The sequence below is a fragment of the Leptolyngbya sp. NIES-2104 genome (assembly GCF_001485215.1).
Lineage (GTDB): Bacteria > Cyanobacteriota > Cyanobacteriia > Leptolyngbyales > Leptolyngbyaceae > Leptolyngbya.
In genome coordinates this window covers 5,505,263-5,531,473 of record NZ_BBWW01000001.1, presented here as the reverse complement: position 1 = coordinate 5,531,473, position 26,211 = coordinate 5,505,263, and the positions used below count along the sequence as shown (strand labels likewise).

Annotated in this window: 25 protein-coding genes; 19 read left to right on the top strand and 6 right to left on the bottom strand. The window is 46.3% G+C overall.

The genetic code is table 11. The features are described 5' to 3' along the window. The first annotated feature begins 295 nt into the window (after positions 1 to 295). Together NIES2104_RS26550 and NIES2104_RS26545 are read left to right on the top strand one after the other, a co-directional pair. The gene (locus NIES2104_RS26550) at positions 296 to 1,039 is read left to right on the top strand and encodes a hypothetical protein (RefSeq protein ID WP_059001358.1); all 744 of its coding nucleotides are present in this window, start codon (positions 296 to 298) and stop codon (positions 1,037 to 1,039) included. A 39-nt stretch (positions 1,040 to 1,078) separates the two neighbouring features. Continuing rightward, positions 1,079 to 1,654 carry a hypothetical protein gene (locus NIES2104_RS26545; protein ID WP_059001357.1) on the top strand — a complete coding sequence of 192 codons (576 nt, stop codon included), beginning with the start codon at positions 1,079 to 1,081 and terminating at the stop codon, positions 1,652 to 1,654. A gap of 73 nt (positions 1,655 to 1,727) precedes the next feature. Here NIES2104_RS26545 and NIES2104_RS26540 read toward each other — a convergent pair whose 3' ends face one another. Continuing rightward, a complete protein-coding gene (locus NIES2104_RS26540; RefSeq protein WP_059001356.1) occupies positions 1,728 to 2,069 on the bottom strand; it encodes a DUF5615 family PIN-like protein in 342 nt (113 codons plus the stop codon). Between the two features lie 69 nt (positions 2,070 to 2,138). Here NIES2104_RS26540 and NIES2104_RS26535 point away from each other — a divergent pair, with 69 nt between their 5' ends. Next, positions 2,139 to 2,480 (top strand): DUF433 domain-containing protein, encoded by a 342-nt coding sequence (locus NIES2104_RS26535; protein WP_059001355.1) that lies wholly within the window; start codon positions 2,139 to 2,141, stop codon positions 2,478 to 2,480. A 5-nt stretch (positions 2,481 to 2,485) separates the two neighbouring features. On the opposite strand, the gene NIES2104_RS26530 is transcribed toward NIES2104_RS26535, so the two are convergent. Continuing rightward, a complete protein-coding gene (locus NIES2104_RS26530; protein ID WP_059001354.1) occupies positions 2,486 to 2,701 on the bottom strand; it encodes a hypothetical protein in 216 nt (71 codons plus the stop codon). Further along, complete coding sequence (locus tag NIES2104_RS26525; RefSeq protein WP_059001353.1) at positions 2,698 to 4,533, bottom strand: S8 family peptidase; 1,836 nt, start codon at positions 4,531 to 4,533, stop codon at positions 2,698 to 2,700. Before NIES2104_RS26525 ends, NIES2104_RS26530 begins: the two co-directional genes overlap by 4 nt. A 111-nt stretch (positions 4,534 to 4,644) precedes the next feature. Between NIES2104_RS26525 and NIES2104_RS26520 the strand changes: the two genes are divergently transcribed. The 4 genes from NIES2104_RS26520 (at position 4,645) to NIES2104_RS26505 (ending at position 8,202) form a co-directional block, all read left to right on the top strand. After that, positions 4,645 to 5,058, top strand: coding sequence for a hypothetical protein (locus NIES2104_RS26520; protein ID WP_059001352.1), 414 nt, complete (start codon positions 4,645 to 4,647; stop codon positions 5,056 to 5,058). After that, entirely contained in the window at positions 5,055 to 6,677 is a 1,623-nt protein-coding gene (locus NIES2104_RS26515; protein ID WP_082690086.1) for a DUF2079 domain-containing protein, read from the top strand. The genes NIES2104_RS26520 and NIES2104_RS26515 overlap by 4 nt, the downstream gene beginning before the upstream one ends. A 101-nt stretch (positions 6,678 to 6,778) precedes the next feature. Further along, positions 6,779 to 7,714 (top strand): ornithine carbamoyltransferase, encoded by a 936-nt coding sequence (argF, locus tag NIES2104_RS26510; RefSeq protein WP_059001351.1) that lies wholly within the window; start codon positions 6,779 to 6,781, stop codon positions 7,712 to 7,714. A 44-nt stretch (positions 7,715 to 7,758) separates the two neighbouring features. After that, entirely contained in the window at positions 7,759 to 8,202 is a 444-nt protein-coding gene (locus NIES2104_RS26505; RefSeq protein WP_059001350.1) for an HHL1-like protein, read from the top strand. On the opposite strand, the gene NIES2104_RS26500 is transcribed toward NIES2104_RS26505, so the two are convergent. Next, positions 8,199 to 9,704, bottom strand: coding sequence for an aldehyde dehydrogenase family protein (locus NIES2104_RS26500; RefSeq protein WP_059001349.1), 1,506 nt, complete (start codon positions 9,702 to 9,704; stop codon positions 8,199 to 8,201). The genes NIES2104_RS26505 and NIES2104_RS26500 overlap by 4 nt on opposite strands. A 93-nt stretch (positions 9,705 to 9,797) precedes the next feature. On the opposite strand from NIES2104_RS26500, the gene NIES2104_RS26495 reads away from it, so the two are divergent. Next, a complete protein-coding gene (locus tag NIES2104_RS26495; RefSeq protein WP_059001348.1) occupies positions 9,798 to 10,397 on the top strand; it encodes a peroxiredoxin in 600 nt (199 codons plus the stop codon). Between the two features lie 60 nt (positions 10,398 to 10,457). Here the strand turns inward: NIES2104_RS26495 and htpG are convergent, their stop codons facing one another. Continuing rightward, the gene (gene htpG, locus NIES2104_RS26490) at positions 10,458 to 12,446 is read right to left on the bottom strand and encodes a molecular chaperone HtpG (RefSeq protein WP_059001347.1); all 1,989 of its coding nucleotides are present in this window, start codon (positions 12,444 to 12,446) and stop codon (positions 10,458 to 10,460) included. A gap of 371 nt (positions 12,447 to 12,817) precedes the next feature. Here htpG and NIES2104_RS26480 point away from each other — a divergent pair, with 371 nt between their 5' ends. The 5 genes from NIES2104_RS26480 (at position 12,818) to NIES2104_RS26460 (ending at position 19,408) form a co-directional block, all read left to right on the top strand. Next, positions 12,818 to 13,978, top strand: a complete 1,161-nt coding sequence (locus NIES2104_RS26480; RefSeq protein WP_059001345.1) for a sensor histidine kinase KdpD — start codon at positions 12,818 to 12,820, stop codon at positions 13,976 to 13,978. After that, positions 13,975 to 14,664 (top strand): response regulator transcription factor, encoded by a 690-nt coding sequence (locus NIES2104_RS26475; RefSeq protein ID WP_059001344.1) that lies wholly within the window; start codon positions 13,975 to 13,977, stop codon positions 14,662 to 14,664. The genes NIES2104_RS26480 and NIES2104_RS26475 overlap by 4 nt, the downstream gene beginning before the upstream one ends. A 316-nt stretch (positions 14,665 to 14,980) precedes the next feature. Then, on the top strand, positions 14,981 to 16,708 hold the full coding sequence (locus NIES2104_RS26470) for a mechanosensitive ion channel family protein (RefSeq protein ID WP_192843633.1): 1,728 nt from the start codon (positions 14,981 to 14,983) through the stop codon (positions 16,706 to 16,708). Positions 16,709 to 16,825: 117 nt separating this feature from the next. Further along, positions 16,826 to 18,847 (top strand): NAD-dependent DNA ligase LigA, encoded by a 2,022-nt coding sequence (gene ligA / locus NIES2104_RS26465; protein ID WP_059001342.1) that lies wholly within the window; start codon positions 16,826 to 16,828, stop codon positions 18,845 to 18,847. 39 nt (positions 18,848 to 18,886) lie between these two features. After that, positions 18,887 to 19,408, top strand: coding sequence for an NINE protein (locus NIES2104_RS26460; protein WP_059001341.1), 522 nt, complete (start codon positions 18,887 to 18,889; stop codon positions 19,406 to 19,408). Here NIES2104_RS26460 and recQ read toward each other — a convergent pair. Further along, complete coding sequence (gene recQ / locus NIES2104_RS26455; RefSeq protein ID WP_059001340.1) at positions 19,405 to 21,678, bottom strand: DNA helicase RecQ; 2,274 nt, start codon at positions 21,676 to 21,678, stop codon at positions 19,405 to 19,407. The genes NIES2104_RS26460 and recQ overlap by 4 nt on opposite strands. Positions 21,679 to 21,909: 231 nt before the next feature. On the opposite strand from recQ, the gene NIES2104_RS26450 reads away from it, so the two are divergent. The 6 genes from NIES2104_RS26450 to NIES2104_RS26425 are packed head-to-tail and all read left to right on the top strand — an operon-like array spanning position 21,910 to position 26,185. Then, the gene (locus NIES2104_RS26450; RefSeq protein WP_156427066.1) at positions 21,910 to 24,387 is read left to right on the top strand and encodes an NACHT domain-containing NTPase; all 2,478 of its coding nucleotides are present in this window, start codon (positions 21,910 to 21,912) and stop codon (positions 24,385 to 24,387) included. Between the two features lie 35 nt (positions 24,388 to 24,422). After that, a complete protein-coding gene (locus tag NIES2104_RS26445) occupies positions 24,423 to 24,665 on the top strand; it encodes a hypothetical protein (RefSeq protein ID WP_059001338.1) in 243 nt (80 codons plus the stop codon). After that, positions 24,655 to 25,032 carry a type II toxin-antitoxin system RelE/ParE family toxin gene (locus NIES2104_RS26440; protein ID WP_059001337.1) on the top strand — a complete coding sequence of 126 codons (378 nt, stop codon included), beginning with the start codon at positions 24,655 to 24,657 and terminating at the stop codon, positions 25,030 to 25,032. Before NIES2104_RS26445 ends, NIES2104_RS26440 begins: the two co-directional genes overlap by 11 nt. Continuing rightward, positions 25,029 to 25,433: a hypothetical protein gene (locus tag NIES2104_RS26435; protein WP_059001336.1), complete on the top strand. Its 405-nt coding sequence runs from the start codon at positions 25,029 to 25,031 to the stop codon at positions 25,431 to 25,433. The genes NIES2104_RS26440 and NIES2104_RS26435 overlap by 4 nt, the downstream gene beginning before the upstream one ends. A gap of 3 nt (positions 25,434 to 25,436) precedes the next feature. Next, positions 25,437 to 25,697, top strand: coding sequence for a UPF0175 family protein (locus tag NIES2104_RS26430; RefSeq protein WP_059001335.1), 261 nt, complete (start codon positions 25,437 to 25,439; stop codon positions 25,695 to 25,697). Positions 25,698 to 25,699: 2 nt separating this feature from the next. Then, complete coding sequence (locus NIES2104_RS26425; RefSeq protein WP_059001334.1) at positions 25,700 to 26,185, top strand: DUF3368 domain-containing protein; 486 nt, start codon at positions 25,700 to 25,702, stop codon at positions 26,183 to 26,185. Positions 26,186 to 26,211 lie beyond the last annotated feature (26 nt).

Here is a 26,211-nt window from a genome sequence, read left to right as displayed (position 1 = left end):
CTCTGCATAATTCAGGCGATAGACGTTTCCATTCCGGGGCGGAAGTGAACGAAGCGAGGGGTTTTAAAACACGCCTTAATAGAAAGAGAAAGATAAAACTCTCTCAAATGACTGATTTCTCTAGTCCTTGAGCAATGAATTCAGAATTCCATCTTTCTTTTTTTGGTTAGTTGCGAATAAAGATAAGTCAGCCTTTAGAGGCATTTTCTCCTAAAGTAAAGCCGTTAGCTTTGCTGTAGATGGCAATGCACTTTGTCATTCATGAATTAACAAGCTTTGCTTTAGGAAATACATCATGGTAAGCGAAAATCAATTCTCTACAACTCAAGCCAGCAATTCTCAACCCTCGGTGTCTACACCACCATCAGAATACCGTTCGACATCAAGCACCTACCAACCTCAAACAAGTAGCCAACCCGCAACGAACAATCAACCCGAAATCAAATCGGACAGTTCCTCTAACTCCCCGCTTACAAGAGCATTAATCGGCGGACTGATCGGTGCATCGATCGGACTTTTAGCTGGTAAAAAACTGTCTCAAGGATTCAACCGCGCTTCTAAAGGATTTGGCAAAGCACTCGGCACGATCGGTGAAGGACTGGGAACAACCGCAAAAGGTCTTGGAGAAGCCGCACAAAGCATTGGAGATGGTGTAAGCTACGCCGTTGTCGGTGGAACATCTGAAGTTGCACAGAACGTCGCACAAGGCGTTCAGCAAGTCGCATCCAGCACCTCCAATGTGATTCAGCAAACGGGTGAAGCAATTAGCAAAGGCACACAGCAAGCTGCTTCTACAACTGCAAATGCGATCGACCAAACCGGAAGAACAACCAGCCAAACCATCAACGATGTTGCGACCACAGGACAATCGATGATGGATCAAGGAATGCCAAGCAAGTCGATCGAGATGGACATCGATTCGATGCAGCCGTCTGGAATGGACGCAGAGCCGTCTTACGGATACTCAGGCATGAGCGAGGAAGCCGCAGTCGATCCAACCACTACCAGTTACTATGAGACGTTTGAGCGAACAGACTGATTCAACCCTTCAAGTGAGCAAATTAGGAGACCTGCGATCGTGGTGAATAGCAATCAGTTCTCAACAGCAGAAACCCCTCCGGTGAATGGTTCTAGCTACTCACCAGGAGATGATGATCCGGGGAACGGAAGCGGTTTGACCAGAATTGTCATTGGAGCCTCGATCGGGGCACTTTTGGGCGGTTTGGTCGCAGCGCTTTTGACCCCAGAAACAACAGCGCGATTTAATCGAACGATTAGAAACGTGGGAGGAACCGCGAAATCTACGGCTGACAATCTCAATGAAGCCGTTCAGCAGATTGGCAGTTCGGTGAGCAGTGTTGCTGAAAACATTGATGGTTCTGCCAAAGATGTGAATGATGCGGTGAGTAGCGTGACCACAAACGTGAGCCAAACGGTGAGAAGTACTGTGAGTACAGTCCGACAAACCGCAGAGGGTGTGAGTGGAACAATGAAAACTGTGACAAATGCAGTGAATGCAGTGAAAGCGCTCGCGAATGATGTTCAGGTTCCAGCGCAACGAATTGTCAATCTACCAGCGGCTGCACCTCCAGCAGATAAGCCGAACGGTGAAACGCTCTACAAGTTAGTTCCGGTGAATCAAGACCCACAGTAGCTTGTAGAATCTATCAAAACAAAAAGTGCAACTGAGACAGGAATTTTTACCTTCTCGGTTGCACTTTTTTAGATCAAAGGGGAACATATCGAATTTGCCCCCAGCATTCTTCCTCAAACTCAGCAAGCAAAAGAATATCTGAAATACACTGAGCGATCGCACTCCGATCGTTCACCTCAATCACTCCAGGCATTCCCAAACCTTGCGATAGTCTATCGTAGGCGTATTTCGTGATTGTCTTCACATCATGTGTAATCAAAACCCGCCCTGCTTGCGCTGCCCATTCTAATACAGTTGGATCATCTGCACCAGACAAACCAATATCTTGAACCCGCACTAGATCCAGATCAGGTCGCTGGTAGCGCAATCCTCGCACAAGCGATCCTTTCAAATTCTCATCCGCCAAAAACTTCACAGTCCTTCAGTCCGCTTGCATTAGGAATACTATACGATCAAGGAGCATTCCAACTTTGAGCTTTTGTATATGCCGTTTATATTCCCGATCGCGGCTCAATCTGTTCCGTTGGCTAAAAACGCAGACGGCGTGATTCTTGTGGGTGGAACGAGAGTGACTCTAGAAACATTGATTCATGCTTTTCAGCAAGGAGCAACAGCAGAAGAAATCGCAGCACAATACTCCTCACTTGATTTAGCGGATGTATATGCTGTGATTAGCTACTACTTGCGAAATCGAGACGAGATAGACCGTTATTTGGAACAACAGCAGCAACTTGCTAAAGGAGTTCGAGCAGAAAATGAACAACGTTTTCCATCAGCAGGACTGCGCGATCGTCTTCTGGCTCGTCAAAAAGATCGGTCGCGCTAAACCGCTCATAGAATCTCAAACTGCTTCACTTCGAGAATTTGCCCAATCATGGCAAAACTCATCACATCATCACGGACCTCACCTTCCACTTTGACTTTGAGACCCGCTTCTTGCAGTTCTTTGGGGGGATTGTGCAACTCGTACGACTTGCCATTCTCGGCATCGATCGCCCAAGCCCCCGTTCCAAATCCTTTACGCTGAATTACACCTGTCACAGTCATACCGTTCGTTCTCCTGCTTGTAGAGCGAGTCTTGCCAGTCCAAAACAGAGGATCGCTTGAACGACAAGATAAGTTCGACCGATCAAGCCACCCCCCAGCCACATCAGTTGTGGATCAACGATCGCACTAATTCCCAGGAATGCCGTGACCCCGATCGTGGTTCCGATCGCAAATGATCGACCCTGAGAATTTCCTAACAATAACGCAAGCAGAATAAACGGAATCACCACACTGGCAGAAATCGGATTAAGTGCGCCACTTGCTTGAATCGCGCTACCGAGTTCCGGTAGAGAGCTTCCTAAAATGCGGAACGGGAATTGTGGCATATCGAATCGGTACAGTCCTTTGAGGAAGAACAATCCAGAACTTCCCATCACTAACCCCGAAGACATTGCCCAACTCCAGCTAAACGGGAAGTAGACTCTCAAGAACCATGCTAAGAGATAAGATCCGAGCACCATCGCAACTTTGGGCAAGAGTGCAATCACGCCACCATCGATCCAGAATCGCGGATTGAGATAGCCATTATCGCGCAACCACCGGAAGAAGTCGTTAAAGGTAATTTTGCCGTGGAGTGCAAGTTTTACAGCCGCCGACGCATCGAGTTTTCCGGCTCCGAAATGATTGAGTTCATCGGATTCAACTTTCCGCGCTGATTGCGTCAGAACGGCTAACACTTCATCAGGTTCGGTCACACCTGCGGCTTTGATTAATGCGGCAACTCCTGCAACGTGAGGAGCTGCCATACTCGTACCCTGAAAAGCGGCAAACATCGATTCGCCTGTTTGCGGATTGAGCGTGTTTTGCAGAATGCCACCCGCTTCACCTTGAACAGTCGAGCCACCCGGAGCGGCAATGTCTACACCTGCACCAAAATTAGAATAAGGCGCTTTTTCGCCAGAGGCATCTAACGCCGCAACCGCGATCGCATGAGGATATCGAGCCGGATAATCTGCTGCATTTTGATCTGCATTTCCTGCCGCTGCAACTACGACCACTCCTTTACTGTGAGCGTAATCGATCGCATCTTTGAGAACCGAACTTTCGCCGCCACCTCCCAAACTGAGGTTAATCACATCGGCTTTGTTATCGGCTGCAAATCGAATCGCTTCGGCAATATCGGCAACGGTTCCACCTCCGAAAGAACTGAGAACTTTCAGCGGCATAATATTTGCTTCGTAAGCAATTCCAGCAACACCGAAATTGTTATTAGTCGATTGTGCGATCGTGCCTGCAACGTGTGTTCCATGTCCGTTATCATCTTCGGCATTGTCTTGATCGTTGACAAAATCGTATCCAGTCACAAAATTCGATTGCTCTAGATCGGGAACTTTCGAGACTCCAGTATCAATCACCGCAACGGTTACACCGCGTCCTTTGGTTTCTGTCCAGCTTGATTCGATACCGATACTGTGCAGATTCCATTGTTTGCTGTACATCGGATCGTTTGGAGCTTGAGCCGATAGTTTAGGGTCAGACTTAGAATCAACGGATTTGAGGGTTTCACCGCCGGGAATGCGGTAGAGATAATCAGGCTCGATCGCTTCGGTGTAACGCTTCAGATCGGATTGCTTCAGCGCTTTGAGGAGCGTCTGATCACCGGGAACAATGTAGAGATGTTCGGGGGTTGAAAATCGGCTATTTAACTTCGGTTGAACGTGATAATTTTCGGCGATCGTATTCAACTGAGTTTGAATCTCAGCGGGTGCGAGATCATCACGGAAATCGAGAATGATATCTTCGTACACACCTTGAGCGGCTAAACCCGGAAATTGGACGATCGCCCAACCGAATCCCACAAGAGCCAGGGCGATGATCAGGAGCTTTCTCATATCGAATGGGTGTCTAATCCTACTAGCATCACGATAGCGGATACCTCTGTTCTCGTGTGTTTAGAACAATGAAGCTATACGATGGGAAATGTTTCTTGAACAGATGCGATTATGATCCACGGTCTCTTGTGGTTGCCCTTGTTGGCGGCGTTTATCGGACTTGCGTATGCGGGATGGAATGAATATCAAACGCTCGAAACTTATCGACGCTGGGCAGACCCGTTTGGACGGGCGAAATATGATATTTACTCGGTTCTGGGACAAAAAGAAGATGTCTTAACCGTGGGAAAGGCGACTCGAAAAGCAGTGACCGAAACGGAATCTTTTTCGCTGAAAGCGGTGAAGGATATTCGCTTGTTGGTGAATGATCAAGCGGTTAATTTGAATGCGCCACCGAGTAAGGGGAAAAAGGTCGAGTTGGCGTTTGAATTAAGCGATCGCACGATTGAGGTTCCATTCACTCAAGTCGGACTCGCGGCAAAATGGGGCGAAGTATTGACGAAAGACTGGCAGGAGATGAAATGAAAGCGTTGAAAGCGATTTTACCGAGTCGAGAACAAAAAGGATTCCGACGAGCCTTGATTTTAGCGGCGATCTTTTTTTGTCTTGTATTAGCTATTTCGCTCAATCGCTATTTCTCTTTCTATACCTCTTACGATCAAGGATTATTCAATCAACTGTTTTGGAATAATCTACACGGGCGCTGGTTCCAAAGTTCACTGACTTCCGCGAACTCTGTTGCATCACTCGAAGACGGAGCGACTCCGATCGTATCTTTTATCCATCTAGGTCAACATTTCGTTATTGACTTTCTATTATGGTTGCCGCTGTACGCGCTTTTTCCGCATCCGATCACGTTGCTCGTGTTGCAAGTTGGATTGATGACGGCGGGAGGATTGATGCTCTATGCGCTGGCACGACAACGATTATCGCCCCAGTTATCAGTTTGGATTACAGGCAGTTATTACAGCGCGATCCCGGTCATTGGCTCAACGGTGGCGAACTTTTATGAGCATTGTCAGATTCCGTTATTTGCATTTGGGACGCTGCTGGCATTAGAAAAAAAGAAATGGGTTTGGTTCTGGATTGGTGTGGCTTTGGTGCTGGGTGTTCGACAAGAAATCGGAATTATTCTCTTTGGTATCGGAGTCTATCTAATCGTCAGTCGGCGGCATCCTTGGATTGGGGTGGCGCTCTGTCTGGTCAGTTTTAGTTATGTGGTCGTTGTCACGAATTTGATTCAGCCGCAGTTTTCGCCAGATGTGTCTCGGTTGTATCTGGCAAAGCGATTTAGACAGTTTGTAGACACGGATGAACCGACGACACTACAAGTGCTGTGGGGCATGATTACACATCCGATTCGACTCGCGGAATATTTGTTTTTGCCCTTCGATCGACGAATGAACTATCTCGCGGGTCATTGGGTTTCACTGGCGTTTGTGCCTGCGGTGTCGGGAGCCGCTTGGATCATTGCTGGATTTCCACTGATTGTGCTTTTTTCTCAAGCGGGACAAACGGCTTTAACGATTTGGCTACGATATGCAGTAACCGTTGTTCCAGGACTGTTTTATGGAGCGATTTTGTGGTGGGAACGTCACCCCGATCGCTTTACGCCAAAGTTTCGTCGATGGTGGAAGATCTGCATTGTGCTGTCTTTGATTTTCATGTTCAGCGGCAATCCAAATCGAGCTTTTTCGTTTATCATCCCAGATTCGGTGCGCCCTTTAGTGTATGTTCCGTTGCCGCGCCAGTGGGAAAGAGCCGTTCATATTAATAATGTGATTCGGAATGTTCCAAAAGATGTGAGTGTGAGTACCACGACACATCTGATTCCACAGCTTTCGACGCGCCGCATTATCGTTCGGCTTCCGGTGCTGGAGATTTACAACGAGCAGAAACAGATCGTCAACATTGAATATGCGATCGCGGATCTTTGGAATCTGAAAACTCACAGTAAAGCGTTTAAAGATAGTCGCTCTGAATTGTTCCGAACTTTGCCTGTTTTAGAAAAATTGGTGAATGAGAATCAGTTTGGAGTGCGGCAGGTTGAAGAAGGGGTCGTGCTGATGGTGCGGGGTCAACCGTCCGATCCGGCAATGTTAGCAGAATGGCAGAAATTGTTGGTGCAATTGAAAGCGGCTTAAGTCGGATTTTGCTCGATCGGATAGATTTGCTACTCTTGGTAACAGAACGCTCCTTTACGCTCAAGTAGGGAGCGATTTTTAATTTTTAAGAGAGGCATCAGATGGGATCACTCAAGGGAAGAGATTTATTGAAATTGTCCGATCTCAATTCAGATGAAGTGCTGGAACTATTAGAGATTGCAGCACAATTAAAGGTAGGAAAATTGCAGCCGCGCCCGATCGTGAAGGGTCACGCGCCTGTGTTGGGATTGTTGTTTTATAAAGCCTCGACTCGAACCCGTGTGAGCTTTTCGACTGCAATGTATCATTTGGGCGGTCAAGTTTTAGATCTGCCGTTGAATGCCACTCAAGTTAGTCGCGGAGAACCGATCGCAGATACGGCACGAGTGCTCGATCGCTATCTCGATATTCTCGCGATTCGCACCTTTGAACAGTCGGATCTCGAAACGTTTGCAAACGAGATGGAAATTCCCGTCATCAATGCCTTGACTGATTTAGAGCATCCCTGTCAAATTTTGGCAGACTTACAAACGATTCAAGAAACATTCTCTACGTTGTCTGGTTTGACCCTCACTTATGTTGGTGATGGGAATAATGTGGCGCATTCTCTCATGATTGGGTGTGCTTTGGTGGGGATGAATGTGCGAATTGCGACTCCTGCGGATTACAAACCGGATTCGTCGATCGTTGAACTGACTCAAAAGATTGCGGACGGAAAATCTGAGGTTGTGCTGACTGAAGATGCGATCGCTGCGACTAAAGGCACGAATGTGATTTACACCGATGTCTGGGCAAGTATGGGACAGGAAGATTTAGCCGAAAGCCGAATTCCAATTTTTCAGCCGTATCAAGTGAATGACGAACTGATGAGCTATGCGGAAAAAGATGCGATCGTTTTACACTGCCTTCCCGCTCACCGAGGCGAAGAAATCACGCATGAAGTGATCGAAGGCAAACAATCAAAAGTTTGGGATCAGGCGGAAAATCGAATGCACGCACAAAAAGCATTAATGGCGAGTTTATTGGGTGCAGTCTGAGAATGATGTAAACTTTTGTAATAGGACATTTTGTAACTGCAACTATGACAACCTCTCCTGGATTCGGTAAGAAAGTTCATAAAGAGAAGAAAAAATCGACGGGAACCGAGAAGCGGACTCAAGCTTCTAAGCAGTTCGATGATTTCAAATCGAAAGGACTCCCGGAATATGAAATTTATCTCCGAGTCCAGGGCAAAAAGCAGCTTCAATGGTTCCCGATCGGCGCGGTCGCAGTAAAACGATCGACGCAAATCAACGCCGCCATTTTTGCCAACGAAGAAGAACTCTTGAAAGGCGCATTCCGCTTATTTCCCAGACTGCGACAAGAGCGCGATTCTTTGGAATACGGCTATCGATTGAAAGAATTCAAAGACGAAGAAATCCAATTGGCAGTTCGTCCACAGCCAGGGGTTCAGAATGCGGTTCAGAGCGCGATCGCGTCTGTGGGCGAAAAACTCGGCGGATTATTCAAACCGAAATCTGCCTAACCTCGAACTGCCGCAAAGATAACCTGAACGAATTTGCTCCAAGTTGGTGAAATTTGCAGTTCTGCTGCCCGTTTCGCAAACTGGAGCAAATTGTGATGATCGGCAAACCAGAATGGAGTTGGACGAATTCGGAACGGGGCATAAAGAACCGATTTCAGGGGTCGATCGAGGAAATAAGCATTGTGCACAAATCCTTGACCCGATTGAATATCATTGTGCTCATTTTCGGGATACGCACCCCAAGCTAAGTCTGGTAAAGCGTAAATCACACCTGTCCAAACATTCACGCCGATCGCGCCATAATTCAAATCTCGGATCGCTTTCTCTACAGGTGTTTTCGTCAAAATCACACAAGAGAGATTCCCCCAGATTTTCTCATTGCAGAAGGGAACGGCTCGATCGAGAAATTCTTCTGCGCTCGTTGCCTCTAAACTGACTTCCGCCAACACACCACAAAATGCTTCAGTCTGCAAAGCATAGTGATCTTGAATCTCTGGAATGAACGTCCACGGCACAATGTTTTGAGTTCGAGTGCCAAAGATTTCGGCTTGGGGATAGCGATCGAGAAACGCTTGATATCGCTCTTGTGCTCCCGGATAGTACGCTTTTCGATTCGGAATTTTCGCAAATTCTTGTCGGAGTAAATCGAGAAAGCGATCGCGCAATTTCCATCCTTTCGCGGTCACAATCACTTTCGCTGCCACGCAGTTAAAACTCGCATTATGCACAACCATGCTGGCAACATGACGCGCCTGAAATTTCAGATCAGATTCAGACCAATTGCCCGGAACGATTAGAACGGGAGTGACACAGCCGAGTTCGGAAGTAATGGGTTTTGAGCATGAATTTGCGATCGCGTAATACGTATGATGTGACCCAGTGACATGAATCGAATCAATTTTAGGATGCTGACAAAGATAGCTTCCGACATCTGTACCACCGTAAACAATTTGCAAAAAACCATCGGTGATCAATGGCTCGAAGGCTTGCTCTAAAAATTTCCCCACGTAGTCATTCACGGGATTCATTTTGAGTAGAACGACTTGATTTTCTGCAAATAACTTGTGAAGTGCATCTAATGGAGCGGTTGAGCCAACATTTCCCGCACCTAATACCAAGGAAATTGCAGAGCGATCGTGTTTTACAGTTGAAGCTCGATCGACCCAAACTTCGCCCCGAAATCCGAGCCACAACAATCGATCGAGCAAATGATCCGGAAACACCCGCGCAATTCCGTTTTCAATTTTCGTCGATCGTCCTTCCAACGTTCTCACGATCGCTCTTAACATCATCAAGGTCGGCACTGCTCCCGTGAGCCACTCTTCCCCGGCTGACTCAGTTCCTTTCGCTTTGCAAGCCTCGATCGCCCATTCTTCCGCGACTTCCATCACGCCCGCCATACAGCGCTTCAAATAATCGATTCGTGCCTCTGTACTGACTTTCAGCCACTCTGAGCGACGGGAATGCAGGCGTAAAAGTGCAGTTTCAACTTCAGGGATCATCGTAGGTCAAAATCGTAATGACTATGATATAGTTGTAACTGTTTCGTAATCTTGAGACGAACACTGCTACTCTTGCAAGGAGAATTAAATCCCATGACCCAAGAAGGATGCTTGCGTGTCGGTCAGAACGCGCCGGACTTTGCAGCAACGGCTGTCATCGATCAGGAATTCAAAGACATCAAACTGTCTGACTATCGCGGTAAATACGTCGTGCTGTTCTTCTATCCGCTCGATTTTACCTTTGTTTGTCCGACCGAAATCACCGCATTTAGCGATCGCTACGAAGACTTTAAAGCGATCGGCACTGAAATCCTTGGAGTATCAGTAGATAGCGCGTTTTCACACTTGGCTTGGATTCAAACCGATCGTAAGTCGGGTGGCGTGGGCGACCTGAACTATCCTTTGGTTTCTGACATCAAAAAAGAAATCAGCACCGCTTACAATGTTCTCGACCCCGAACAAGGAATTGCACTGCGCGGTTTGTTCATCATTGACAAAGATGGTGTGATCCAACATTCGACGATCAATAACTTGTCATTCGGTCGGAGTGTGGATGAAACGTTGCGGACGCTGCAAGCGATTCAGTATGTTCAATCGCACCCGGATGAAGTTTGTCCCGCAGGTTGGAAGCCGGGTGATCAAACGATGAGTCCTGATCCGGTGAAGTCGAAAGAATACTTTGCTGCGGTCTAATTGGTTTTAAATTTGAAAACCCTCCTAGCTTGGTTTGAGTTAGGAGGGTTTTTGTTTGGGTTAGTTCAAAGCACGTTCAGTCAATTTCGTGAGTACCTGATTCGATCGCTCAACAAACGCCTTCATTCCATCTGCATTAAAGCCCTTCTGAGCCATCAATGCCAAATCATAAACATGATGACAAATCATATTGGCAAGTTCAGCCGAGGGAGAACTCGAATCGCCAGTCACGATCGCACCTTGACTAATGTTCATCAAGTTCTGAATCATCGGGTGTGAGGTGTTGACTAACAGAATGTGTTCTTCAGGAAACTCGATCGAGCTTTGTTGCAGTAACGCGGTCATTTCCTGCATTCGCCGCAGATGTTCCGGCAATAAAACCATCGCAGGCGGAGCCGCAGAATCTCCTTTCAATGCTTCGGTTCTGACCGTTAATTTCGGCTTGCCTAACGCAGATTGGAACAATGATTTGATCTGTTCACCACGAGTCTGATTCGTGTTCGGATCAACAATCTCAGATTTGTCTTTATCAATCAGCGTTTCATCGAGTTCAGAATCAACGCGAGAGAATTTGATATGTGAATATTCCCGCTCTAAGAAGCTGACGAAGTGACTATCGATAAAGGAATCCATGAATAGGACTTCTAAGCCCTGACTGGTGTGCAACTGGACATAAGTTGCTTGTGTGACTTCATCAGTGCAGTAGAACACTCGATTTTCGTGACGGTCTTTGTTCCGCTCTAGATACTCTTTGAGCGTGGTGTAAGTTTTACCGTCTACAGTATTGCTTTGTGCAGCGTCTTGCCACGCATCGCTTTCTTGAGTTTGGACTTCCACTTTCGGCGGTTCGCTGGCAGTGGTGCGATAAATCAGAATGTCCTCAACTTGTTTTTTGAACTTGTCATCGTTGAGAGAACCAAATTTTACGAACGTTCCTAGGTCTTGCCAACTGCGGACATAGGATTCTCGATCGTCGCGGTAGAGTTCTTTTAAGCGATCGCCGACTTTTTTCGCAATGTAGTCTGCAATTCGTCGAACGGTTCGATCGTTCTGCAAAAAGCTTCGAGATACATTCAGCGGAATATCGACGCTATCAATTACACCTTGCAGCGGTAACAAAAAGCGTGGGACAACTTCCTCACAGTTATCGCTGACAAACACTTGATTGCAGAAGAGTTTGATTTGTCCTTTGGTGACATCGACATCCGGTTTAAGCTTCGGGAAGTAGAGAATACCGTTCACCACAAACGGGTAATCCGTATTCAGATGAACCCAAAGGAGCGGATCTTCTTGGAACGGGTAGAGATAGCGATAGAACTCTAGATAATCTTCTTTCGTCAGATTGCTTGGGGATTCTTTCCACGGCGCTTTCTGGCGATTGATTTGTTCTGGAGCGGTCATTTCTTGACCTTCGGCAGCCAGAACTTCCAGCTTGATCGGGAACGGTAGAAAATCGCAGTAGGTTTTGACTAACTGACGAATGCGGTGTGGCTCAAGATATTCTAATTCTTCATCTTGTAGCGTTAACTTAACCGTAGTTCCCCGTGTCGATCGCGCTGAATCTGTGAGGCTAAATTCTGTAGAGCCATCACAAGACCAGTGAACCGCTTGTGCGCCTTCTTTGTAGGAAAGCGTATCGATTTCGACTTGTTTCGCCACCATAAACGACGAATAGAAGCCTAAACCGAAATGTCCAATAATTTGCTGATCGCCGCTAGCTTTGTACTTCTCGACGAATTCTTCTGCACTGGAAAAGGCGACTTGGTTGATGTATTTTTTCACCTCGTCGGCAGTCATTCCGATTCCGGTATCTGAAATCGACAGCGTTTGATTCGTTTTGTCGATCGTAATCAAGACTTCTAAGTCGCCCACCTCGCCGGAAAATTCACCGGAGCGAGATACCATATTCAGCTTTTGAATGGCATCGATCGCGTTCGATACCAATTCACGCAGAAAAATCTCGTGATCCGAATACAGCCACTTTTTGATAATTGGGAAAATATTCTCAGTATGAATTGAGATATTTCCCTGCTCTAAGATCGTTGTCATAAGCCTCGTCCAGATTCTTAGAAGGTGGAATGCTCTTCATTGTGCGCGACGATCGCGCTTTGCGCTTCTATTTTATTGGGCGAGGCTTGCTATGTAGTGAGTGCGGGTTTCCCTACTTCCAGGAGAATCAAGAAAAACCTATACCGAAATCGGGTCTTTACAAAATATGTGCTATTAATATTGCTTTCCTCAGTGAAATTGCTGAGATATTTTGTGAAAATCAGGGAATTTTGAGGATTTTTCGGTGATGCGATTATCTGAAAGTATGTTTTTTTAACTATGTGCTTAAGTTGCAACTCATTTAGTTTAGGTTACCTAAACGGTGATGTGCTTGCTTGTGCTTCCCTGATCTTCCGGACTTTTGTGGTGTTATGCGAGCCGTTGTTCCCTCTGTTGTTCTGCGTCCTACTTCAATTGCTCCTGATACAGTTGAGCCTGATTCTCCGCTGCAATTGTTCTGTCGGCTTCAAATTGAGCAAATCCTGTCGGTCTTGCCGGGTGTCGGAATTCGACTGGTTTATCAATCGCCAGAACAGTCGAAACGTCAGTCGGTTGTCTATGGTCGAGAATTTTGGTCGCTTTTAGAGCCAGATGACCAGTCCTTTCTCGCTTCAGAATCTTGGTGGATCAAAAATTCTGTTGGGCGCTTGAAAAAAGTGTTTACAGGGTCACGGCGGCGATTCTATGCCTGCCCGATCAGCCAGAGTAAGCCCGAATATTTACTACTGGGTACAACCAAGCTTCTAACTTCTCAACAGAAACACTTTATTGAAAACGTTGCGAATCTTCTAAGTCATCATCTTTCAACCGTTCGAGAGCTTTCCATTCAACGTCAGGCACAACAGCAAATCGAGCAAAGAAATCAACACATCGAACATCAGGTTAAAAGCCCGATCGCATTAATTCAAATCTATACAGAAGTCCTTTTATCAACGGTGCTTGAAAACGAATCACGATCGTATTTAGAGTCAATTCAATCCTCGATTCAAGATATTCATCGCCATTTCAAACAAATTTCCATTAAACAAAAACCGCTCCGAATCGAGCAGCATGATTTGAGTGAGATCCTGACTCAGAGCGTGAAACAGCTTCAACCCTGGTTAACAGAAAAGCAAATTCGCGTGGAATATTCCCGATCGCGACTGTCGATCGATGTCGATGCGTGGCAACTCAAGCAAGTTTTCGATAATCTCCTGACGAATGCGATTTACTTTAGTCCTGAATCGAGCACGATCGAATGCGCTTGGAAAGTTTCACCGCAAGAGATTCTAATCGAAGTCTCTGATCAAGGGACAGGATTATCAGAAGTCGATCTAGAGCAAGTTTTCACCCCGTTCTATTCGCGTCGCCCGGAAGGAACCGGACTGGGATTGGCGATCGCTCAAAAAATCATTCAGGCGCATCACGGTCAAATCTGGGTCAGCAACCGTCCGACAGGCGGCGCAACCTTTTCATTTACCCTTCCAAGACAACAGCCTAAATTATCGATCGTTCCTGCGATCGAAGTTCCATCTTTTACGAGTGCAACATGATTTCTACAGTTCCCGCCCAGCAACAAATTTCAGTTTTATTAGTTGATGATGACAGCAAGTTTCGCCAGGGACTTCAAACGCTGCTTCAGTTCTACAGCACGACTCAAGATCGAAAATTCAAAGTCATCGGAGAAGCAGCTTCTACCGATCAAGCGATACAACTCGCAGAACAACAACGCCCAATGTTGATTTTGCTCGATATGGAATTAGCGAACGGCGATGGAATCACAGCGCTGAATGAATTGGTGAAATTGGAACATCGATCGAAGATTCTTGTAGTTTCTGGACATCAAGAAGAAGAATGGGTGTTTCGAGCGATGAGAGCGGGCGCAAATGGTTACGTGGTCAAGACGGAACTAGCAACCGAATTGTTTAATGCGACTACAACCGTGTTGAATGATCAGGTTTATCTTTCTCCAGATTTGGCGACGCGGTTCTTTCAGATGTTCCGGTTTTACAATGGGCAAGCGTTGGATGCGAAAGCGAAATTGCATTTAACCGATCGAGAACAGGAGGTGTTGACTTGGCTCGTTCAGGGCGCATCGAATGAAGAAATTGCGACTCGGTTGTATATTTCAGTGGCGACGGTAAAGGCGCATTTAACGGCGATTTTTCATAAGTTAGGGGTGACGAGTCGGACTCAGGCAATTATTCGCGCTTTGAAAATGGGCTTAGTGAGTTGTTGAGATTGTTAAAAGGTGTCGTTGAATCCCTCCGCTTCGTTCACGTCCGCCCCGGAATGGAATTCGGGGCTAACGGTGCGAAGTCCTTTGAAAAGGACTGAAGAGACTGATCTTGGCTTTTAGTCCCCTTTAGTGGACTTCGTTTGATTAGCCCCGAATTCCATTCCGGGGCGGGTGAGCAACGCAGCGAGAAGACTTTAAAGCATTCTCTAACCTCTTACGATATCTTTTCACTCAAGAGGCATCTTTCTTAGTGGAGAGACGATCGACGAGATCCTTCAACTAGAATCCTCGATTGATGAGCACTAGGAGGTGTGGTGTGAGAGCAGGTTTCCCTGTGCCAAAGGCATCGCGTCGGTTTATTCTCACGCTCGTATTGAGCTTTCTGCTAATTCTGACTCCAACGGTGTTGGCACAAAGTCCCATCCTGCCGACTCCGAAGATTGAACTGCCGCAATTGAGCAATACCGATGTGAGAACGGCTCCAGTCCGGTTAGATGGGCGGGAACTGTTTCGGGTTGCGGTAGCTGCGAATAGCGAGTCAGACCAACCGAATCAAACCAGCGCACTCGATCTTCGAGTCCAAGGCATTGAGACAAATCTGCGCCGATTTGCAAATCAATCGAGTTCTGGTTTAGAAGTCACGTCAGCGATCGATTCGAGCAGCAATCTCCCGATCATTCGGGTGAATGGGCAGTACCTCATGACGGTGACAACGCTAGATGCTCAATTGCAAGGACAAGAGCCAGCAGTTTATGCTCAAGAATTGACCCGTGTCATTCGAGATGGTTTAGCAACGGCACGACAGGAACGCCAACCCGATAATTTGGCAGCACAAAGCGGAAAAGCGATCGCGATTTTGGGCGGAATGTTCGCGCTCAGTTGGATCGTGTCACGGGTGCAATGTTTTTTGAGAAAACGACAGAAGCGATCGCAGACTAAAGACCCAAATTTTTCTGAATTACCGCCGAATGTCCCAGAAGAAGCGAGTTCCCGCACTGAGTTGATCGTGAAGCAACAGTTAGCGAATCGACAGCAGCGAACCATGAGAGATGTTCAACGTCGATCGCTTCAGTTAGTTCAATTGTTAATCTGGGCGGCAGGTGGATTTATTATCTTGGGGCTGTTTCCTCAAACGCGATCGCTGCAACCGTTCGTACTATCTACGCCGCTGAAAGTTTTGGGGGTAATTGTTTCAACATATCTACTGAGTCGATTGAGTGATTTGTTAATCGATCGAATTTTTGGCGCATTAGATATTTCTCAGCAATCCACTCCGGATGTATCTCAACGGGTTGCACTGCGATTCTCAACGTTTTCGCGGGTGATCAAAGGCTTGGTAACACTTGCTTGGATTAGCGTTGCTCTGATTACAATTTTGTCGTTGCTTGGAATTGAGATTTTACCGTTGTTAGCGGGTGCTGGAATTATTGGGATCGGTATCTCTTTAGCATCTCAAAACTTGATTAAAGATGTGATCAATGGATTTCTAATTCTATTTGAAGATCAATATGCAGTTGGGGACGTGATCCAAGTCGGAACAGTGAGCGGATTGGTCGAATCGATTAGCCTCAGGATCACACAGATTCGGAACTCAGAAGGGCGACTAATCACGATTCCGAATAGCTCAATTACCATTGTCGAAAATCTGTCGAAGGATTGGTCGCGGGTGGATTTAGCGATCGCCATTTCTTACGATGCTGATGTCGATCAAGCGATTCACCTGATCGAAAAAGTCGGGGAAGAACTCAGCCACGATCCAGACTGGGAGAGCAAGATTCTAGAGTCACCCGATGTCTTAGGCGTTGAGAATCTCAGTAATGAAGGGGTGACATTGCGAATCTGGATTAAAACTCAACCGTTGCAGCAGTGGCACGTCGGGCGCGAATTTCGCAAGCGGTTAAAGAACGCTTTGGATGTGGAAGGAATTCAGATTGGCATTCCGCTGCAATCATTTTCAGTGCGGGGCGCGATCGATGATGAGGTATTTGATCACCACGAGCCTCAGCCTCCCAAACCGCCTGCTTCTCCTAAAAATATTCGTTAATCTTTGCTTGCGCTAAATAGTTCAATAGTACTAAAATATCTGCGAGATCACTTTTTTGGTAGAGGAGTGATTTTCCGCAGTACACTAAGCTCTGTTTAATGGGCAAAGGATAGAGGCATGGATTCAGTCGCGCAATTCACTCCGGAGATTCAACAGCGAGTACAAGAACTCAAACGCCTGTTGCAAAAAGCGAGTTACGAATACTATGTGCTCGATGCACCGACGATCGATGATGCCGTTTACGATCGACTCTATCGCGAACTGCAAACCCTCGAAACTCAGTACCCAGAACTGATCACATCGGACAGCCCTACTCAGCGCGTCGGTGAACGTCCTGCGAGTCAATTTACTTCAGTCAAGCATAACGTTCCACTCTACAGCTTAGAGAATGCTTTCGGTAACGATGACTTAGCAACCTGGGAACAGCGCTGGAAAAAAGCGGCTTCCGATGTTACCGAATATGACTATGTTTGCGAGTTGAAAATTGACGGGAATGCGTTGGCGCTAACTTATGAAAATGGCGTTCTCGTGCGGGGTGCAACTCGCGGCGATGGTGTGACTGGCGAAGAAATTACCCAAAATGTGAGGGCGATTCGATCGATTCCGCTGCGGCTCAATTTAGAAAATCCGCCTGAACTGATTGAAATTCGGGGTGAAGCGTTTCTTTCTCTCGATACCTTTGAGCAGATTAACCGCGATCGAGAAAAAGCCGGAGAATCCCTCTTTGCCAATCCCCGAAATGCAACCGCTGGTACACTCCGGCAACTCGATTCGCGAATTGTTGCCCAACGTCAATTAGATTTCTTTGCTTATACGCTGCACTTTCCTGGTGAGTTACACACTCAGTGGGAAGCCTTGGAACTGCTCAAACACATGGGCTTTCGAGTGAATCCAGAGCGTCAACGGTGTGCGAATTTTCAAGAAGTGCAGGAATACTGCGATCGCTGGTCAATCGATCGAACGAAACTGCGCTACATGACCGATGGCGTTGTGATCAAGATTAATTCTCTCGCGCTGCAAGAACGAATCGGCTTTACGCAAAAATTTCCGCGTTGGGCGATCGCGCTGAAGTACCCTGCTGAAGAAGCTCCTACTATTTTGGAAAACATTAGCGTCAATGTCGGGCGGACTGGCGCGATCACACCCGTTGCAGAATTAAAACCCGTTCAATTAGCGGGTACAACCGTTTCACGAGCGACGTTGCATAATCGCGATCGTATTGCAGAACTCGATTGCAGAATTGGCGATACGGTGATTATTCGCAAAGCAGGCGAAATTATTCCTGAAGTGTTGCGAGTTCTCAAAGAGTTACGACCTGCGGAAGCGCAACCGTATGAGATGCCGTCTCACTGTCCGGAGTGTGGTGAAGCTGTGGTTAAACCGGAAGATGAAGCAGTGACTCGATGTATTAATGCGTCTTGTCCAGCGATTTTACGGGGAGCGTTAACCCATTGGGCGAGTCGGGATGCCTTAGACATTAATGGAGTCGGTGAAAAACTGGTGGCTCAATTGGTCGATAGTCATCTAGTGCATTCGGTGGCGGATCTTTATGAATTGTCGATCGAGCAACTCTTAACCCTAGAACGCATGGGCAAAAAGTCCGCTGAAAAGATTGTTAATGCGATCGAGCATTCAAAATCTCAGCCTTGGTCGCGAGTCTTATTCGGTTTAGGAATTCGTCATATCGGCAGTGTGAACGCGCAAACACTCACTGAAGTTTTTCCGAAAGTTGACCAACTCGCACAAGCGACACCCGAACAGATTGAAGCCGTTCCAGGATTCGGGTCTGAGATTGCTCAATCGGTGTATGAGTGGTTTCAGAATCATGGGAATCAGGAACTTGTCGATCGATTACGTCAAGCAGGGGTGCAACTCGAAGGTGAAGCGGCTCCAGTGGCACAAGTTGAAACCGCGATTTCGGGCAAAACTTTTGTGATCACGGGGACTTTACCCACTTTGAAGCGCGATGAAGCTCAAGCACTCATTCAACAGGCGGGAGGCAAGGTTAGCGACTCAGTCAGCAAAAAGACCGATTACTTAGTGGCTGGAGAGAAGGCGGGATCGAAGCTTGAAAAGGCTCAATCTTTGGGAGTTACAATCCTTTCGGAAGCTGATTTAAGGACGCTGATTGAAAGCTAACGATTCGTTATCATGTCGATATGCGATCGAGTCAAGAGTATGAATAAAGTCGGTGTCGCTTACGTTCTTTGGTTAGGCGGATTGTTTGGTGTGTCAGGATTACACCGTTTGTACAATGGCGAAAAAGCTACAGGGGTACTCTGGCTCGGCACATTTGGGCTATTTGGATTCGGGCAATTGCTGGATCTGATCTTGATTCCCAAAATGGTTGAGGTGCATAATGCGCGATTGGCTGAAAAATACCAGCCTTTGTTAGACCAAAATCCAACCACACTCAAAATCGAGCAAGTTACCCTTCCCGTTAAAAAGTTTGCAGGACTTCGATCGCCAAAACTTTTCGATGTACCCCCGGCAATTTCTCAACAGCAAGCCACGATCGAGCTTCTCAAAGCTGCCGAATCACGCGGCGGAAAACTCTCTGTGACTCAAGGCGTAATGGCAACCGGATTAAGCTTTCAGCAAGTCGAAACATTACTGAATCAGATGCTAAAAAGTGGCTATGTCGAGATTAGCAATGACGCGGAAACTGGAATTGTTGTGTACGAATTCAAAGAGCTTTAGTTATTCTGAGCAGTCCACCACGATCGCACTAATCGAATTTCATCCCATCCGTACGTTTCATCTAAGCGATCGCGAATTTTAGACAGCGAGAATTCATCCGCTTGCTGCACCGCTTCGAGAATTTTCGCTTGTCGATCGCGCGAAACTAATCGATCGAGTTCGACTGAATATTTCATCTCAATCAATTCCGCCAAATGCGTCATCACCGTACTCAAGCGCAAATTCCGCTCTTCTGCAATTTCTGACGGTTTCTTACCTCGCTGGAATAGCTCAAGTGTATAAAGCTGTGTGTATGTTGCTTCATTCGCACCCGGTGGAATGGGAGCCGAATCGAGCTTCGTCACGGTTGGTTCTGGTGCGGTCTCAGTCTGGATCGGTAAGCCGATTTCTTGTCTAAACGATCGAATTTCCTCTAAGAACACATCGCCATACTGTGCAAGCTTGCGACTTCCGACTCCAGAGATGTTCAAGAACTGTTGACGGGTTTGCGGTTGTTGTTGCGCCATAATTCGCAAACTCGCATTCGAGAACACCACATACGGCGGCACTGATTGTTCATCAGCCAATCGTTTACGGAGTTTTTGCAAGCGATCGAATAATTCTTCAGATTCTGGTGTATCAACCGGAGTAATTTGCTGAACTGTTACCGCAGGTTTCGCTTTATCGATCGCAATACTAACTTTCCGCTCTCCCCGGAGTACTTCCCAACTCAGATCATTTAGCTTTAGAACTGAATAGCCATCACTCGACTCATCGACTAACCGCTGATGAATCAAAGAGCGTCCTAGCGTTTTCCAATCTTCTGCACTGATGTCTTTTCCAATCCCGTAAGTGCTCAAACTATCGTGGTGATTATCCAGAACTCGCTTACTTTTGGAACCGCGTAGAACATCGATCGTATGAACCATTCCGAATGTTCGCCCCCGCTGAGCAAACCGAGCTACACAAGAAAGAAACTTCTGAGCTTCCACTGTCCAATCTTCTACAGGCTTCGGAAACTTGCAGTTATCACAGTTATCACAGCTTCCTGGAAAATCTTCACCAAAGTAGGAAAGCTGAATGGTTCGACGGCATTCGGTTGCTTCTGCAAAGTTAATCACTCGGCGCAATTGCTGAGTTGCAATTCGTTGCTCATCTTCGAGTGCATCCCCAGTGTTCGGATCAACTTTCTGAGAAATGATGTACTCGATCGTCTTAACATCCGCATAACTATAAAACAGCGTACAGGTCGAAGGTTCTCCATCTCGCCCCGCTCGTCCTGATTCTTGATAGTAACCTTCAATGTTCTTCGGAATATCATAGTGAATCACAAATCGAACATCTGGCTTATTGATTCCCATGCCGAACGCGATCGTAGCGACCATCACCCGCACATCATCCCGAATAAAGCGCGTCTGATTCTCTTTGCGAGTTTCGTTACTCAAACCCGCGTGATACGGCAGCGCTGAAATTCCATCTTGCTTTAATCTTGTCGCAATCTCCTCAACTCGTTTTCGACTTAAACAATAGATAATTCCTGAACCCGGAGTTTCTTTAATGTGTTTAACGACTTCTTGATAAGCAGTCTTAGTCTTCGGGCGAACTTCGTAGTAAAGGTTAGTTCGATTAAAGCTCGACACATGAACACGAGGCTGATGTAAGTTCAATTGTTGAACAATATCTTCACGCACTCGATGAGTTGCCGTTGCTGTTAGAGCAATAATCGGAATGTTCGGATAGCGCGATCGTAAAACACTCAATTGCCGATATTCCGGTCGAAAATCATGTCCCCATTCGGACACACAATGCGCTTCATCGATCGCAAATGCCGAAATCCCGACCCGTTCCGTAATATGCGGCATCACCCCTTGCAGAAAGTCCTCACTCAACAATCGCTCTGGTGCAACATAGAGTAATTTAATCCGCCCTTCCATCACCGCTCGGCCTCTCGATCGACGTTCTTCAGCCGACAAACTACTATTGAGAAACGTCGCTGCAATCCCGTTATCGCGCAACAGTTCGACCTGATCCTGCATTAATGCAATCAGCGGCGACACCACAATCATCAATCCCGGTTTCAACAATGCCGGAAGCTGGAAACAAATCGATTTTCCGCCCCCCGTGGGCATAATTACCAACTGATCGCGATTGGATAAGGTATGTTCAATAATTTCCCGTTGACCTGGACGAAAACTGTCATACCCAAAATAGTGTTTGAGTGCTTCTTCGAGCGACAAAGATTCGAGTGCATGCACTTCGTGGCGCGGAGCGTTCGGCAAAGAAGTAGACATAATTCAGGCATCAGCAACGGTACTGCTTAGAATGCCCCAAGAAGTGGAGCGGTGCGACTGAAATAGAATAGCAGTACCAGTCCAGGATAACAAGAAATTTTTAGAGTTTGACTTGCCGATTGCGATCGCGTAAGGGTGGGTTATCGATCGCCTAAAAATCCTCAAGCGATCCTGGAGATCGAAGGGAGTTTGTGTAGTATTGAAGACAAGCTCCTTCGATCGTGTTTCTCAATGTCTCTCGATTTTCAGTCCTATCTCAAACAATCGATCAAAGACGCTTCTGAGAAGCGACAGTCTTTCTATGTCTCAACCGATGCTAAAGAAAGACCTAAGCTCAAATTGACAGCGCGAGAGGTGGTGAAAGAGAAGCAGAAAGAACAAAGGGAAGAACCCGCTTCAGTTCCAGTGCTTGAGGGGCTTCGCGACCTCTACACCAAACATAAGCACATCCTATTGATTGGGCGACCGGGATCAGGCAAGTCTACAGCCTTGAATCAGTTGTTAATAGATGAGGCAACAAGAGCAATCGACGATTCATCTTTACCGATTCCAGTTTTGGTACAACTTCGGTCTGATAAGCCAATTTTAGAATTAATTCAGAAAACTTTGCGGCGTGGTCGATTGCGTTGCAGTGAATCAGAAGTTAATGATCTTTTGTTTGATGGCAAGCTGTTGCTGTTATTGGATGGGGTGAATGAAATTCCGCGTCAAGACTTGCGGCAGGAATTGCAGAACTTCCGAGAAGATAATCCTGACGTGTTGATGGTGTTCACGACTCGCGATTTAGCGGTCGGTGGATATTTGGGAATTGAGAAGCAGCTAGAGATGCAGCCTTTGACCCCTGCTCAACTTCGGGAATTCGTCAGGCAATATTTTCCAGAGCGTACAGAAGAATTTTTGAATCAATTAAGCGATCGATTAAAGAAGCTAGGAGAAACGCCGCTACTTTTAGAGATGCTCTGTGGCGTATTTCAGAGAACGGGCAGAATTCCAGAGAATTTAGGTTTGGTGTTTCGAGAATTCACGCAGCATTATGAACGGAATTTGAAAGAAGGAGTGAGAGTTGAGAGCGACAAGGACTGGTGGAAGCCTGTGCTTCAGCAGTTGGCTTGGGTGATGATGCAGGGGGAGAAGCCGACGGAGTTTCGAGTAGCGATCGGGTTTGAAGAGGCGGTGAGAGCGATCGCTCAATTTTTAGAGGGAAGAGTACCGTATGCAGAGGATTTTGCGCGGAAGTGTGTGCGAGATTTGCAGAAGTATCACTTAATTCAAGCAGGAGCGAATCGAGAGGAGCTAGAGTTTCGGCATCAACTGATCCAAGAATATTATGGCGCAGAGACGCTACTAGAGCAGTTGACGAAATTAGGTGATGAGCAACTGAAATGCGAATTTTTGAATTATTTGAAATGGACAGAACCGGTAGCATTGATGCTGCCAATGATAAAGACCGAAGCTCAAGCATTACGATTAGTGAAACTAGCGCTTGAAGTAGATTTGATATTAGGAGCAAGATTGGCTGGAGGAGTTCCAAATCGTTTACAAGATCAAGCAGTTGAACTAATAAGTTCCTTAGATGTTCAGTTTATTGGAGATGCCAGAAGATTTGGAGAAGGCGAGAAACAAATGATACGTATCGTTGACAGAAGAACGCTTGTTCAGAATCTACGAGATGAGTTTTTTGAGAAGTTCCCAGAAGTAGAGAGGTTGATTGATTTGGGTGTAATAATCAACCTTCCCTGTTTTAGCGATGCTCTGAAAGTTCGACTGCTAAGTGCTTCAGGTTCAGAAGCTGCTGTACCTAGATTAGTAGAGGCACTTGAGGAAGCTCTAAAATGTGATAATCCTGATATTCGTGATGCCGCTGTGATTGGGCTTGTGAAAAATCCAAGTACTCAAGTTACTCCTGCTCTAGTAGAACTCTTCTTGCAACAAGAAAATTTTCGTAAAGATTTAATTAGAATCTTGATCGATTCTGATACAGAAAATCTAAGTCATATTCTTGAAAGCATTGCAAAAAGTTGTTCTCCTCAATTTCTACCAGAGATACTATCTATAGTTACAAACAGATTGCATCTCCAGAGAGTCAAGTCGTCTATCGAAGCTGATGAATCTTTGTCGGAAGAGATTGAAGCGCTGCACTTCAATAGCAACGAAGTGAGGGCTTGGCTATATCAGTTAAGTGAAGCTGGCAAACAAGGCGATGAAGGCTCGATTAGGATTTTACTCAGCACTGTAAGAGATGTAGAAACTCCTGATGAACTAAGGAGTGATGCTCTAGATGCGCTACTAAGAATAAAGAACTATCCAGAAATTGCTTCAGTAGCTTTTGAGATCCTAGAAGATGACATCTGTGAGTGTTTGACAGGAGTACGTGCAGCAGCTATTGACGGCATTGGAAAATTAGGGGATTGTACAATGCTCACTCCCCTGTTTAAGTACATGTTTTACACATTGGGAAATCTTGAAGTCGGTTGGGATGGAGAATGGGACAAAATTTTGAGAACAATTGTTTCCATCCAAAGACGTTGCCAATTCTACAACTACGAAATCTATCAAGCTCACTTGGAAGCACAGAAGCACGATCGACAAACCCCACAAAACAGCGATCGCTCTGCCACAATCAACAACTTCCCCAACGCCACCGAAGTTAAAATCTTTGAAAACGTCGATCTCTACCACGAAGCCCCACTCAGAGATCCGTCATCATAGAAATACATCACCCGCAAACCTAGAGAAACTCAACCATGAAAGCGATCGAAACCACTGCAACCCTCACCGAAACCGGACAACTCGCCCTCGATGAACCGCTCAATCTCGCTCAAAATAGTCGAGTGCGCGTTATTGTCCTGATTGCTGAATCCGAGGAAGACCTCGAAGACACCTCGATCGAAGAGATTCGAGAAGGACTTTACCAAGGCTGGCAAGATGTTCTTGCTGGAAGAACCAAACCTGTCTCTCAACTTTGGGAGAATGTGGATGTCGATTGATCCACCTGTTGAAGTTCGAGTAAGCGATCGATTTGAAAACGAAGTTCGCCAACTAGCAAAACGCTATCGCCGCATTCGCATCGACATCCAGCCGATTATCAATCAGCTAGAAGCGGGTGAACTGCCTGGAGATCAAATTCCTAGCATGAACTACACACTCTTCAAAGTCAGAGTCAGAAATAGCGGTGCACAGAAAGGTAAAAGCGGCGGCTATCGAATCATCTACTACCTCAAAACAGAAACACAAATCCTTCTCATCACCCTCTATTCCAAATCAGATCGAGTTGATATTACTGCCGATGAAGTCAAAGAAATCATCACTCGCGCTGAAGTCCAATTCAATTCATCACAAGAGAGTCCAGAATGAGCAATCCATCCAAATACAACTTTCCGAATGCCCAGAAAGTGCAAATCTTTGAGCAAGTCGATCAGTATATCGAAAATAACCACCTTACAGATCCCGAAATCAAAACTGCGATTACTGACCTCACCGTTCTCCTCACTCAACTCCAAACACAACATCCCCAAGTCACTACCGAGTATCAAGCCCTCACCATCCTCGATGCAGAATTTACCGAAATCCAACAATCTACAACTCATCCCCTCGTCACCCTCCGCCAACAACTACTAAATCCAGAGCGCCATTTGCAAGCCATCAAAGCCACCCTTGCAGAAATCGCCAAGCATTACCTCGAAGAAAGCGTCTGGTCAAAAGCAGCCATCACCTATTTCGATAAACTGAGTGAAACCCCCGACCAAGGAGCCTAAATTATGCGAATCACGATCGATCTTCCAGCAGACATTCAATTAGATGATGCGATTCGTCAGCAAGCAGAGTCCAAAGCGCGTGAATCCTATCTGATGGAACTCTTACGCCACGGCAGCATCAGCACAGGTTACGCCGCGCAGAGTCTTAACCTCAGCCGTTTAGAAATTCTAGATTTAATGGCACAGTACAAAATCTCAATCTTTCCAGAACAAACTCCTGAAGAACTCGCCCAAGAAATCGCTGAAACTCGCAATCTGCTTTAATCGTGATCATTGTCTCTAATACGACACCCCTGAGCGAACTTGCCAAAATCGATCGCCTCGATTTGTTATCGTCTCTCTTTACCAAAATTCTCATCCCGCCACCTGTTCATACAGAACTCACCACCGGAAATCATCCCGCCAAACTTTTGATTCCGAATGCAACCTGGATTGAAATACGACCTGTTCAGCAGACCGAACGAATCGAACAACTTCTAAACATTCCTGGACTCGATCGGGGTGAATGTGCTGCGATTGCACTTGCAGAAGAATTGCAAGCCGATCGATTGCTTATGGATGAAAGAGCAGGACGCAAACTTGCTCAAACGCTGGGATTACCAATTATTGGAACGATTGGAACTCTACTCCTTGCCAAAGATCAAGGAATCATCAGTGATGTCTCTCCTTTGCTAAATGGATTAATCGACCAGGGAACCTGGATAAGTCCTGCATTTTATCAACAAGTGCTACAAATGGCAGGCGAAGAATAGCAAAGATTAAAACAATTACGATCGAA